Raw genomic sequence first — 13,878 nt, 5'->3', positions numbered from 1 at the left:
CGCATTGTCTGATTATACACTATTATCTTTCAACATACTATTGAAAAACATATCCAACGGGCTCTCCGGGGAATAAACCGTTTAAGCATACCATTCATTCTGCTCACTAATAATTGTTCACCAAACACGGAGATATTTATGATCATTCAGGCAATCAAACCGAAGAAGGCCGTGTGGAGAGGTGTCGGATTGATCTGCTTTCTATGTTTTGCAGGTTTGCTGCATGCCCGGGATATATCGGAGGACAGTATTCGTTATGTGGACAAGTTGAATCACCAGGCTATTTTAGCGCAACAAAAAAAGCTGGATACTACATTTTTCTACGCCAGGCAGGCCAGGGAAATTGCTACCCGGCTGGATTATACAAAAGGGAAGGCAGATGCCTGGCAGGTCCTCGGTAACTATTATGGGGAGAATAATAACCACTATTTGTCTATTCGTTATTACATGGATGCTTTGCAGGCCTATGAAAAATTGAACGATAGCATCGGAATAGGACAGATATATATTTGTATCAGTGCATATTATCAGCAGTCCGGCCAGCACGCATCCGCAATGGATTATGCCGGCAGAGCGATGGAAATAGGACATCGTTTCGGGAATGACAGCGTGTATGCCCTGGCATTAATGCATTATGCCAGCGTAAACAGGAGCGAGCCACAAAAGGAAGATTCCGTTCGGTGGGCAGTAACAACCACTCGTAATATCTTTATCCGGCACGCTGATCAGGCCGCCCTTCTTCAGCTGGACCTGCTGAACATAAAGGATTTGCTCCGGAAGAAGGATACCGTTGCCGCCGAAGCAAAATTGTTGTCATTGATTGCCTTTGCTTCCGCCAATGGTTACAACTACACCGGCATGAATGCCTGTCACCTGATGGCCGCTACCAGGGCGGCCATGCACCAGGCCGATTCCATTCAATACCTCTCACAGATGATTACCTTATCTGAAAGGGGAGGTTACCAGACCAGCATGCTGCCTTATGTTATACAACTATTTGATTGGTACACAAAAGCTGGTAAACCGGATAGCGCTGCACGCTACAGTGGCATACTGCTGGACATCCTGGAGAAAAGAACCGCCATTAAATCTGATGGTGAAATGGATTATCTCTCCTTTTATACCCAACAGCATGATATACATTCCTTACAACTGAAACGTGCCATCCAGGAGAAAATGTTATATAAGCAGCAATTGGAAACCAGGGGGCGGCTTTACCTGGCAGGATTTCTTTCCATATTACTGGTACTGGCCACACTCACCGGCTGGTACTTTTTCCGGGCATATAAAAAGATGAAAAGAAATGCCGGTTTCCTCACTGCAAAGAACCAGGAAATGCAGGCGAAAAACAAGCTGCTGCAGGAACATGACGATTTCAAAAATAAGCTGGTGTCTGTGGTGGCACATGATTTCAGGGCACCGCTGAGCAACATCATTAATATTGCCGTTTTTCTGAAAGAAGAAGTGCTAACCGCAGAAGAAGCCACCGGGTGGATGATAGAGGTAGAACGTACTGCTGGTTATACCCTGCAGATCTTTGATAATATACTGGCCTGGATCAGCTCCCAGTCCTCCGGATTTGTGTATACACCGGAAGCCTGTAAACCGGCAGAGATGATCCCGGAAGTCATTCAATATATGGAAAGTCTTATCCGCGGTAAACAGCTGCAGATTGACATCAGCATTCCCGATACCACTACTGTTTGGGCGAATCGGGAGATGTTGCAGTTTGTGCATCGCAACTTGATCCATAATGCTGTCAGGTTTTCTCCTGTGAAAGGAATACTGCGTATCAGCAGCAACACAGATATGGACTATATGACCTTGTCGGTAGCAGACCAGGGACCTGGTATACCGGAAGATATTTTGCCATATCTGTTTGAATACAGTAACCAGCAGCACACTGGTGAGCAGCAGGGTGCAGGATTAGCATTGATCATTTGCCGCGACTTTATTTATAAGATGAACGGAGCAATAAAAGCCGGCAATCTCCCCGAAGGAGGTGCGTTGCTTTCTTATACACTACTCCTGGTAAAACCTCATCAATTGCAATAAAGGATGATACCACAAGGTTTAAAATATTTATTATATAGCATAGCTGTTTTTAGCAGCTGGCAAACAACGCATGCCCAAAACGAAAACTTCAGGCAGCTGCATGAAAAGCTACACCGCGTCAAAGACAGCAGTGAATACGTAAAGACATTGAACAGCCTTTCGTTTTTTCATCACCGCAATAACCTGGATAGTTGTTTCTGGTATGCTACAAAAGCCCTTGAAATATCTCAGCGGCTGCGCGATGAAAAAGGAACCTCTTATGCCTATACGAACTTTGCCTTGTTTTATACAAGAAAGCGAAATGCCAGGCTGGCCATTGTATATAATTACAAGGCCTTGCAGATTGATAAAGCGCTAAGTGATTCGGGAAACATCAGTATAGATCTCAGCAACCTCGCACTTGCTTACAGAGCAGAAGGGAATTTGGGTAAAGCACAGGAATATGAGCAGCAGTCGTTGCTGTTGGGTAGCCGCTATCCTGAATTGGGTGATTACAAGGTAGACCTGATTAATTATCTCGAATACTACTGGAAAGATCCTGCTAAAAGTGATTCTGTGAAATGGGCGCTGAAAGAGTTGCGTGGTATTGCTGCCAAACATCCTTATACCATGGAATGGTATGAAGCGAGACTATTTGAATCCATGATCCAGATTAAAACCAAACCTTTTGCACAAACGGAAAAACGCATCAATGAACTTGCGGAAGAGGCATACGAAAAAGGATTACCCGATGAATCCCTTACTGCGTATTTTCATTTGAAAGGAGATATTATGCACCTGGGATACAAAGTAGATACTATTGGATATGCAGAAAAAATTTTCCACCTGGCAAAAGAAATAGGTGACAATGAATCCATCATGGACGTAATCCCAGGCTTATATGCTCATTATCTGCCGGAGAAAGACTGGAAAAAACTGGCGCTTTATGACGCATCAATACGACAGTTAGCCACGTTCGAGCAATCGGAAGCAGGCAAACTTCCTGCGGTAGATTATATCAGTTATTTCCTGAAAGAGCAGCAAATGCAGGAATTACAAATTACCAACCAGCTGCAGCAGCAAGCCATTATGCAAAGTGATTTGCAGAGAACCAGCCACCGGTGGTTACTGATATTTTTATTATCCCTGCTGGTACTATTACTTATTTTTACTGCTATCTACTGTTTATCTTATTATGCTTCCCGCCGGTATGCCATAGCCCTGGCAACATTGAATGCCGGTATCACGGAAAAGAATACACGATTACAGGCAGGAGATGATTTTAAGAACCGGTTGTTATCATTGATAGCACAGGACTTTCGGGCGCCCATAAAAGATATCATCGAAACTGCCGCCTTATGGCAACGCGGTACACATGATCGTAAGGCCCTGTTGGACAGCATTGTACGGGTAGAGCAGGATTCCCGCGTCACTCTGGATAATTTTGATGGCATCCTTCGCTGGATAAAATCGCAGTTTTCTGACTTCGTGTTTCATCCTGTGGCCTGTGACATCACGGAAATGCTTCCGAAAGTGATAGATAGCATGCAGGCCGATGCGGATAATAAAGGACTCAGCATCGACATCCGCATCCCATCAGCAACAGTTGTAGCCGCCGATCCCGATATGCTGCAGTTTGTACATCGTACCCTGCTGCGACAAATCATAGCCCTCACCGGTCATGGTGGTACCATCCGGATCAAAGCAGAACCACATGATGGAGAAACAATCGTTTGGATGGAGGGCCACCCCATTGCTGTTACCCCGGCACTGCTGGGTTTATTGGATCTGCCACAACCGGAAGATAAACTGATGCTGGTTACGGGTGGCGATTTTATGACTAAAATGGGAGGTAGCCTGCAGGTGGAGGCAGCAGCTCCGGATACGTTTGGGCTTGTTTATATCCTGCCATCGCAGGACTTTCTTCATGCCGCGCATGTTTTGTAACAACTCAGGGAATGCCTGTTACCTGATGACGCCCTCCCTTTATTGCCTTCCATATTAATTTTATAGGAGGTAATAATAGTTGTGGCTGGCTATCAAAATAGATACGCAGCCACAACTGCTGGACAGGCGGGATACCTGTATCAACGTTTGCGAAATGAAATTTTCCAATACCGAATTTACCATTGATAAGTCTTATGCCGTTGAATTGGAAAATAAGCTGCAAACTTTTAAAGAACGCACCGGCACAAAGAAAACCTTATTTCTGACTATGGTGACAACTTACGGTACCAAAGACAATATGTATAAAACAGGACTCGTCCAAAACGAAGTAACTATGATGGATCTATTTAAACGATAGTCAATTTTTACTTTGATGAAAACATTAGTATAAAAAAGGTGGCCTCAATATTATGAGGCCACCTTTTTTATACTAATATTTCAAGCTTGTTTCCGTAGCCTGTTTTAACTTTCTGTAAAAAATATTATTACCCTATAGGATTTGTAGACTATAAGATATATTTTTGCCCCTGTCAATGAAAAAACACAGGACCAACATTACTTCCGGCTGATAAAAGCTATCAAACTAACATTACAACTGAATGAAAAAGCTTCCACTTTTCATGTATGGCATCGCCATGCTATTATCTTTTACTGCCCTGGCCCAGCAACCACTGAAAATTACAGGACAGGTAAAATCAGGTAAGGGCGAGCAACTACCGGGTATCAATATCCTCGTCAAACATTCCAGATCAGGTACCGTAACAGATGGACAAGGACGCTATACCATCTCCGTTGCTCCCGGCGATACACTCCTGATTAGCGGTATCGGGTTTAAAAAACTGGAAGTACCGGTCAATGGTCGTGATCATATTGATCTGCGGCTACCTGAAGATGAAACTGCACTGGGAGAAGTAGTGGTAGTAGGTTATGGCACTCAAAAGAAAAGTGATCTGACCAACGCCGTATCACAGATCAAAGGTGCCGATATCACCCGTCGCCCGGTATCCAATATACAACAGTCGCTACAGGGCATTGCCCCTGGTGTAACCGTACTCGACAGAGGTGGCGCCCCCGGCGCATCCGCCGCTACCATCCGTGTAAGAGGGATCACTACCTTTAACATCAACAGCAGCAGCACCAGCGGATACGACCTAGGAAAAAATGATGCACTCGTTATTGTAGATGGGATAGAACAACAAATGGCCTATCTCAACCCGGAAGATATTGAATCACTCTCTGTGCTGAAAGATGCTGCGTCCACTGCTATCTACGGCTCCCGTGCTACCAACGGTGTTATTCTCATTACCACTAAAAGAGCAAAAGCCGGCAAAGTCACCGCTAATTACAATGGTTACTATGCCTGGCAACAAAGCATCAACAAACCCGAAATGATGGATATCGAATCCTATATGCGGGAACAGGTGGCTGCTTATACCAACGCCGGTGTAACAGTACCGGCAAGGTTTACAGAGGCATCCATTCAGCAATATGTAAATGCAACGGACAGATATAAATATCCTATGCCTAACACCTGGTTCCAGACTATGCTGAGAACAGCGCCCCAGCAAAGCCACAACTTATCATTGGCAGGTGGAAACGAAGTGGTGAAAACAAGGATGAGCGTGCGTTACCAGGATCAGCAAGGCATCGTGAAAAATTACAGTAACCAGCTCAGTGAAGTACGCCTGAATACAGACTACGTTCCTGTCAATAGCCGCTTTCATTTTGGCGGCGATATCCATTATCAGAACAATGCTTCCAATGCTCCATCTGTGGCGCCTTTCAATAATATGTTGCATGGATCACTCTGGGCAGTACCCAAATATCCTGATGGCACCTATGGGCTGAGTACACAGGGTAACAACCCACTCATGTTTGATGAAATTGGAGGCTTATCCAAACAGGCAGTAGATTATTTTAATGGGAATGTAAAGGGAGATGTAGAACTACTGCATGGTCTGCGTTTCTCCACACAGTTCGGCGCCCGTGTCATATACACACAGCAGAAGAATTTTGTTAACGCCTATACGAATACTGATAAGAATACCAACATCACCAAAACGGTAACAAATAACAGTTTGACAGAAGTGCGCAATAACCTGAGGGAATATACCTGGAATAACCTGCTGACCTATGACCGGTCGTTTGGTAAACATGACCTGAAAGCATTGGCCGGCTATTCGCAGATCAGCAACAAACAAACATTTCTCTCCGCCTACCGCGAACGTTTTTATAATAACGACATTACTTCCATCGGACAAGGTACCAACGACGGTACCAAAAGTAATACGGGCAGTGATGCGGCCTACGGACTACGTTCCTATTTCGGAAGAATTAATTATGCTTATGCCGGTAAGTATTTGCTCGAAGTAAACGGCCGCTACGATGGCTCTTCCCGCTTCGCCAATAATAAACGTTATAGCTTTTTTCCTTCCTTCTCTGCCGGATGGCGCATAGCGCAGGAAAATTTCTTTAAATCACTACTACCGGTAATCAACGACTTAAAGCTGAGAGGTTCTTATGGTACTACCGGTAACCAGTCGGTAGATCTGTATAGTTATTATGATGCGCTTACCTCCACTAGCTACACCTTTAACGGAGTGCCGGTGCAGGGCTATCGTCAAACTACACTTGCCAACACAGACCTGGGCTGGGAAAGTACTACGCAGCTGGATCTGGGTTTGGATGCGACTTTCCTGGACCGCCGCCTGACCCTGACCGCCGATTATTACCGTAAGCTTACTTCCGATATCCTGCTGAACCTGGACATTCCGGCTACTGTAGGATTAAATGCACCACCACAGAATGCCGGCGCAGTAGAAAATAAAGGCCTGGAAATAGCGGTGAATTATAGCAGCAAACAAACAGGGAAAGTGCATTATAATATAGGCGCTAACGTTAGTTACAATGAAAACAGGGTAACAGACCTGAAAGGAACAGGCCCTTATATTACAGGTTCGGATATAGATCCCCGTTATATTATAAAAACCGGCCTGCCTATTAACACGCTTTGGGGATACCAGACGGATGGCCTGTTTCAGACCCAGGAGGAAATTAATAAATACCCGACACTGGCAGCCAACACCAAACCCGGTGACGTAAAATATGTAGACCGTAATAACGATGGTAAAATTGATGCCAATGATATGACCAACATCGGCGTCTCTTTTCCCAAATATACTTTTGGGTTGAATGCCGGCATTCAGTACAATGGTTTTGAATTAAACATACTGATACAGGGCGCCGCTAAAGTAGATACCCGCTTATCCGGTGCACTGGCGGAAATGGGTAACCAGGAAGGTTTCACGCATAAGATCTATACCAACAATTACTGGACACCGGAAAATACCAATGCGCGATTTCCAAGACCTCTCAAGTACGATTTGCGCAACGTAGCTACCTCCGACAGGCTGGTCATAGATGGTTCTTATCTACGGCTAAAAAACATACAGCTGGCGTATCATGTGCCAACAGCCATTAGTCAGCGGGCATTCCTCAGCAGTGCAAGAATTTATGTATCGGCTACCAACCTGTTCACCATTTCCAAATTGAATGAATGGAACCTGGATCCGGAAGCGGAATCAGGCAGAGCGGTCTACTATCCGCAAACATCGTTGTACACCGTTGGTATTAACCTGCAGTTTTAATGCTGTGCAAAAATGAATTGTTATGAACTTAATCAATAGAAGTATATTTCTTTTTCTCGCCATCGGGTTGGCAGCCTGCAACAAGAACCTGCTGGATACTGCCCCTACCGACAGACTCGCTGTGAATATTTTCTGGAAAACAGAAGCCGATGCAAAGTTAGCTGTTAACGCATTGTACCAGGATCTCGACAGTACTAACATCCTGGCACTGGATGCACTGACAGATATCGGGCATACCAACCAGAACTTTGATGTGCAGGCGTATGTGGAATTGGGTACTTATGATCAGTCCAGCGCTAAAGTATACGGAGAGTGGAAGAGTGCCTACAAAGGCATTCATGCAGTCAACTATTTCCTCGAAAATGTGGACAAGGTAACTGCTGTCACCCCTGCATTGATCAACCAGTTTAAGGGCGAAGCCAAAACATTACGCGCGTACCAGTATATTAAACTGGCAGGTTTGTATGGAGATGTTCCACTCGTAACAACTTCCATTACACTGGAGCAGGCACGGGCCCTGAAAAGAACACCGGTGTCTGAGATCTACGATTTCATCGACAAGGAATTAATCGACGCAGCTGCCTTGTTGCCAGCCAGCTACACCGCTGCGGCCGATAAAGGTCGTATTGCGCGCGGCGCTGCCTGGGCATTAAAAGCCCGCGCGGATTTATTTGCCGGTCGCTATCAGCTGGCAGCAAATGCCGCCACAGAAGTTAACGGTCTTGGCTACACGCTGTACGACAGCTACCAGAAATTATTCAGCTACGCCGCAGAAAATAACAGGGAAGTGATCCTGGATAAACAGTTCATCAAGGATAACTATCCCAACAACATATTCAGCATCCTGGCGCCTTATAGCCAGAAGAATGGGAACAGCTCTTATGTACCCACCAAAGTACTCGCGGATACATACCAGACCAAAGACGGTAAAGATATCAATGCTGGTGGCAGCAATTTTGACCCCTTGCATCCCTACGATAACCGCGACCCTCGCCTGAGATACAGCTTGTTTGTAGATGGTGATGTGTTGCCTTCCGGACTTATTTTTCATCCGGCGCCCAACAGCGGTACGGCAGATGCTATCGGTAGTACCTACATTGCTTCAACTACCGGATATAACCTGAAGAAGTATATTAACACAGAAGACTATGTTAATCCCACCAACTGTGGTATCAACATCATCCTGCTGCGTTATGCCGAAGTATTGCTCACTTATGCAGAAGCGAAAATAGAACTGAACCAGCTGGATCAAACAGTGTACAATGCCATCAATGCGGTACGGCAACGTGCAGATGTAAACATGCCGGTATTACCCACGGGGCTTACCCAAAGCCAGTTACGGGATGCCGTGAGGTATGAACGTACCGTGGAACTGGCCTTTGAAGGGCAGCGCCTCTACGATATCCGCCGCTGGAAAACAGCAGAAACGGTAATGAAAGGACCCGTGTATGGTATTACCTGGAATAATAACGGACAACTGACAACAGTACAGGTTGTATCTTTTAACCGTGCATTTGATAAGTCCAGACATTATCTTTGGCCGGTGCCGCAAAAAGAGCGGGACCTGGATCCGGCATTATCACAAAATCCAAACTGGTAATTGTTATTTATGAAGAAGTATATCTATTGTTTACTGGCAGGACTTTCTATGGGGAGCATAACCAATGTGTATGCGCAACAACGTCCCAATATCATTTTCGTACTTACCGACGATATGGGCTACAGTGATCTGAGTTGTTATGGTAATCCCCAGATCCGCACGCCTTTCCTGGATCATGTGGCAGACCAGGGGGTGAAGGCAACGGGGTATATGGTGACTTCTCCTTCCTGCACACCTTCCAGGGTGAGCTTATTAACCGGCCGTTATCCTACCCGCTCACAACTCAACTTTCCGATTCCTCCCGGCTATAAAATAGGGTTGCCGGATGAAGATGTCACCATTGCGGAGATGCTGAAAGGAGTGGGCTATAATACATGTATGATCGGCAAGTGGCACCTGGGTGATATACAGCCGTATAACTTCCCGGTAGCGCAGGGGTTTGACCATTATTTTGGTTTGTTGTACAGTCATGACTATCGTTCTCCGTATGTAAAGACTGATACCGTATTGAAAATTTACCGTGACAGGACCCCGGAAATATTCCGGCCGGCAGATACTTCTTTAACAGAACTATATACCAAAGAAGCCATTAAATATGTGCAGCAGCAAAAGAAAGACAAGCCTTTCTTTTTATACCTGGCGCATAATATGCCGCACCTGCCGGTGGCTGCATCCAAAAAATTCAGGGGGCATTCTGCCGGTGGATTATATGGAGATGTGATTGAAGAGATAGATGCTAACCTGGCGGAGCTCTGGAAAGCGCTGGAGAAACAGGGGCTGGCAGATAATACCATTTTCATTTTCAGCAGCGATAACGGTCCCTGGATTGATTACCCGGCACGTATGTCGTCCGATGGAGTGATTAAGCCATGGGATGTAGGCAGTACGGGTATTTTCAGGGGTAAGAAAGGGGAAACATATGAAGGTGGCCATCGTGTACCTTTTATTGTTTACTGGAAAAATCATGTACCGAAAGGAAAAACCATCACCGATGCTTTTACCAGTATGGACGTATTACCTACATTGGCACAATGGGTAAAAGCGCCCCTTCCGTCCGGCAGAACCCTGGATGGGGAATCGGTGGCGGCATTGCTTAGCGGTCAGCAGGAACATCCCGCGCATCAACCTATCTATTACGTTAACAACGGCACCCCGGAAGCCATCCGGGTAGGCGACTGGAAATTGCGCCGGATAGCAGATAAAACTTCAGGTGTAAAAAACATTGAGTTATTTAACCTGCAATGGGATGTGCGGGAACGCACCAACCTGGCCTCCGAATATCCGGATAAGGTAAGTTCTTTGGAACAGTTGCTGGACCGGTATGCTGGTAATGCAGCTAACTAAGGGTTGCTAAAAAGCGGAATGGAGTGGTCATCGCCACTCCATTCCGCTTTTTAATATTATAGGCTCACCGCTAAAAGCTTCATGGCTTTTTTGTGTTCCAGTTCCCGTTGATGTCTGAAAATGCTTTTGGTCACAAAATGCCCCAATGCCATGCCTATCCATACATCACTGCTCCAGTGCCGGTTCTCGTATAGCCTGGTGGCGCCGGTGAGTCCCGCAATGCCGTAGGCCACCCAGGGTACCCAGGGATGATCTTTTCCATATAGTTCCGCCATGGCAGTAGCTACTGTCATTACCGTAAGACTATGCCCGGAAGGGAAAGAAGTATGTTGTTTATCATTGGTGAGGGGTGGCTCAAAGCTGAAGGGGGAATCGTAGTAAGTGGGACGGCCTCTTCTTATAACGCTTTTGATAGTAGCATAGATGACGGTAGAGATGATCAGTGATTTGGCTGCCATCAGGCTCCCGTGTTCCAGTTTACGATCGTGGGTGATTACACCGGCTACGTACATACCGGCTACCAGGTAGGGGGAGTACGCGTTGCCGAAAGGTTCTATCTGATCGGTAACGCTGGTCATGAAATTGGATTGATGGTGTACAAAAAACTGTTTTACACCATAATCACCTGCCAGCAGGATACCTGCAACACCGCCAACAACGCCGAGCCGGATATAATCCCGTTTCTCCCAGTGGGCAGGTCGGGCTACTGTATACTTCAGGTCCTGCCAGATACTGCCGAGGTAAGCTCCGTTGATGCGGTATCGTATGAGCGTATCGGCAGATCGGATGGTGGTAACGGCGCTATCCTGAGTAGTGGCAGCACTACTGTCTGTTTGGGCAGATGCGTGGCCAGTCAGCAGTATTAGTAGAAGAATAGTAAGCCCTGATCTCATCGATATAAATGCGTTTACAGTAGCAACGAATGTAGCATTTTGTTAAAAAAGAAGGATAAACGGGGTATCTTTAGTAACTACAATCAACTTTTTATGAAAATCAGTTTTCTTTCCTTATGCTTCCTTTTTGCGGCTGCTATAGTGTCTGCACAACGGGTGAAGCCGGACGTTATTCCTGTTGCCAATGGCCAGCTGAGCATACAGCCCATTGAGCATGCCAGTTTCGTATTACAGGCTGGTAAAACAACTATCTATGTGGATCCAACCGGTGGTGCGGACAAGTATACCGGGCTGACAGCGCCGGATATTATCCTGGTTACCGATATACACGGCGATCACTTTGACGCCGCTTCCATCGCAGCGGTAAAAACAGCTAAAACGATCATCGTTGTGCCACAGGTGGTAGCAGATAAGATGTCCGCGGCGGATAAAGCCCAGGTGATTGTGCTGAAAAACGGTGATAAAAAATCATTGTCCGGTATTGGCATCGCCGCTATTCCAATGTATAACATCCCGGAAAGTGCTACTGCGATGCATACCAAAGGCAGAGGTAATGGATATGTGCTGAACTACGGCAAAAAGAATATCTATATCTCCGGCGATACCCAGGGCATTCCGGAAATGCGTAGCCTGAAAAATATCGACGTCGCTTTTGTATGTATGAATCTGCCCTATACGATGGACGTTCCTGAAGCTGCCGATGCAGTACTGGCCTTCGCACCTAAAATAGTATATCCTTATCACTATCGTGGTAAAGATGGTTTTAGCGATGTGAATAAATTCAAAAGCCTGGTAGATGCAGGTAATAAAGGAATAGATGTGAGATTGAGAGATTGGTACAGCAAGTAATTACAAATTACGAATTACGGATTTGCTTGGATCTATTCACAAATCCGTAATGCTTTTATTTACGCTGGAAAACCGCTTCACACATTTCAAAGTACCCGGTGTACCCTATAAAGTGGTGCCCGACAGGCAGGGGACCATCCGTTTCCGCTCCGGTGGGTTTTCAGGGAATGATGATGCCCTGATTACCCGGTTAAGTACGATGATTCGTTTAGTGCAGGAATAACGTTCGTGCTGGTGTAAAAATCGTTAAATTTAAGTTTTACACCAGCACTAACTCAGCAGCTATGACAGCAAATAAAATCATTTGCCCCGGCTGTCATCTGCACCTTGCAGATGAACAACTGGCCCCTTCCGACCGCTATAATGCATCCGGTGAATGCCTGGACCTCTTCAATCAGCTTTCTGCCCGTACGTTTGCCCTGGAACATCCGGACTTCCATCACCAGCTGTCAGTAGATGCGTATAGTGCCCAGCATGCCGGTGGCGTGGCCAAAGGTATGACTACCGCTTACGCCCTGATAGGGCTGTACCTGGCACTGGAACAGCAATATACCGGCCGGCAGGTGCAACATGTACACAGCATCATCCCAAAACAACACTGGGAGCCGATATCGCCTCCTGGACAGGCTGCCGCCATTACTGTGCAGGAAGTACTACGGGCAAACACCAACGAAGACCTCTATGCTGCTATCCGCAAATGGGCCAAATCTGTTTGGAATAGCTGGGCCCTGCAGCATGAATGGGTAAAGGAAAAAGCAGCCCCCTATATTTAAAAAACAGGAATGAGATATTTGTATAGTTTTGCGCTTCAATATGCAACTATCCTTTTCATTCGAACTGTTAGGTGTAGTGATGGGAATCATCGCTGTCGCCGTCATTTGCGTTAAAACCCGTAAACTCACCATACCGGCAGCAGGCATGGCTGCCCTGGTTGGTCTGTTGACAGCACTGGGCGCCGGCTATGGTGGCCTCGTATTGCTGGGCACCTTTTTTATCCTCGGTGTAAAAGCCACTTCTCATAAAAAGCAACTGAAAGCTGTTGCTGCGGATCCTCATCCCCAGCAACGTACCGCCGGACAGGTATTTGCCAATGGTGGCGTAGCGGCCATCATGGGCCTGCTCGCAGTGTTGTATCCGGCATATGCTACGGTTTTTATACTCATGCTGGGGGCCAGTCTGGCTTCCGCTACAGCAGATACACTATCATCTGAACTGGGTATGGTATACGGTCGTAACTTTTATAATATCCTCAGCTTTAAAAAAGAACCCAAAGGACTGGATGGTGTTATCAGTTTGGAAGGCACGCTGCTGGGGGCCGCGGGTGCATTGCTGATCGCATTGGTATATGGCGCTTTCTTCGGAATGGATAGCCGTGTATTGGTAGTGTTAATAGCCGGTGTGGTGGGTAACCTGATAGATTCTTTGCTGGGCGCTACGTTGGAGCGTCAGCGTTATATAGGAAATGATGCGGTGAATTTTTTGAATACGCTGCTGGCGGCGTTGGTAGGATGGGGGATGTATTGGGTATGTGGGTAAGCATATTGGAGAGATAACATTTTATTAA

The 13,878-nt window shown here is 46.2% G+C and carries 11 protein-coding genes; 10 read left to right on the top strand and 1 reads right to left on the bottom strand.

Annotated features, from left to right (window positions below):
- Positions 1 to 138: 138 nt before the first annotated feature.
- The 6 genes from AB4Z08_RS01100 (at position 139) to AB4Z08_RS01075 (ending at position 10,572) form a co-directional block, all read left to right on the top strand.
- Positions 139 to 2,055 carry an ATP-binding protein gene (locus AB4Z08_RS01100; protein WP_441571916.1) on the top strand — a complete coding sequence of 639 codons (1,917 nt, stop codon included), beginning with the start codon at positions 139 to 141 and terminating at the stop codon, positions 2,053 to 2,055.
- Between the two features lie 3 nt (positions 2,056 to 2,058).
- A complete protein-coding gene (locus tag AB4Z08_RS01095; RefSeq protein ID WP_441571915.1) occupies positions 2,059 to 3,981 on the top strand; it encodes an ATP-binding protein in 1,923 nt (640 codons plus the stop codon).
- 79 nt (positions 3,982 to 4,060) lie between these two features.
- Positions 4,061 to 4,339 carry an ATPase gene (locus AB4Z08_RS01090; protein ID WP_441571914.1) on the top strand — a complete coding sequence of 93 codons (279 nt, stop codon included), beginning with the start codon at positions 4,061 to 4,063 and terminating at the stop codon, positions 4,337 to 4,339.
- 241 nt (positions 4,340 to 4,580) lie between these two features.
- Entirely contained in the window at positions 4,581 to 7,628 is a 3,048-nt protein-coding gene (locus AB4Z08_RS01085; protein WP_441571913.1) for a SusC/RagA family TonB-linked outer membrane protein, read from the top strand.
- Between the two features lie 22 nt (positions 7,629 to 7,650).
- On the top strand, positions 7,651 to 9,228 hold the full coding sequence (locus AB4Z08_RS01080) for a RagB/SusD family nutrient uptake outer membrane protein (protein WP_441571912.1): 1,578 nt from the start codon (positions 7,651 to 7,653) through the stop codon (positions 9,226 to 9,228).
- Positions 9,229 to 9,237: 9 nt separating this feature from the next.
- Entirely contained in the window at positions 9,238 to 10,572 is a 1,335-nt protein-coding gene (locus AB4Z08_RS01075) for a sulfatase family protein (protein ID WP_441571911.1), read from the top strand.
- A 56-nt stretch (positions 10,573 to 10,628) separates the two neighbouring features.
- Here AB4Z08_RS01075 and AB4Z08_RS01070 read toward each other — a convergent pair whose 3' ends face one another.
- On the bottom strand, positions 10,629 to 11,465 hold the full coding sequence (locus AB4Z08_RS01070) for a phosphatase PAP2 family protein (RefSeq protein ID WP_441571910.1): 837 nt from the start codon (positions 11,463 to 11,465) through the stop codon (positions 10,629 to 10,631).
- Between the two features lie 93 nt (positions 11,466 to 11,558).
- Here AB4Z08_RS01070 and AB4Z08_RS01065 point away from each other — a divergent pair, with 93 nt between their 5' ends.
- The 4 genes from AB4Z08_RS01065 to AB4Z08_RS01050 all read left to right on the top strand — a co-directional run bounded on the left by AB4Z08_RS01065 (position 11,559) and on the right by AB4Z08_RS01050 (position 13,850).
- On the top strand, positions 11,559 to 12,314 hold the full coding sequence (locus tag AB4Z08_RS01065; RefSeq protein WP_441571909.1) for an MBL fold metallo-hydrolase: 756 nt from the start codon (positions 11,559 to 11,561) through the stop codon (positions 12,312 to 12,314).
- Between the two features lie 49 nt (positions 12,315 to 12,363).
- Positions 12,364 to 12,537: a hypothetical protein gene (locus tag AB4Z08_RS01060; protein WP_441571908.1), complete on the top strand. Its 174-nt coding sequence runs from the start codon at positions 12,364 to 12,366 to the stop codon at positions 12,535 to 12,537.
- A gap of 61 nt (positions 12,538 to 12,598) precedes the next feature.
- Positions 12,599 to 13,087: a DUF5946 family protein gene (locus tag AB4Z08_RS01055; protein ID WP_441571907.1), complete on the top strand. Its 489-nt coding sequence runs from the start codon at positions 12,599 to 12,601 to the stop codon at positions 13,085 to 13,087.
- 40 nt (positions 13,088 to 13,127) lie between these two features.
- Positions 13,128 to 13,850 (top strand): DUF92 domain-containing protein, encoded by a 723-nt coding sequence (locus AB4Z08_RS01050; protein ID WP_441571906.1) that lies wholly within the window; start codon positions 13,128 to 13,130, stop codon positions 13,848 to 13,850.
- Positions 13,851 to 13,878 lie beyond the last annotated feature (28 nt).

Origin of the sequence: Chitinophaga sp. RAB17 (genome assembly GCF_052114225.1) — a bacterium.
Lineage (GTDB): Bacteria > Bacteroidota > Bacteroidia > Chitinophagales > Chitinophagaceae > Chitinophaga.
This window is presented reverse-complemented; position numbering and strand designations above follow the sequence as displayed.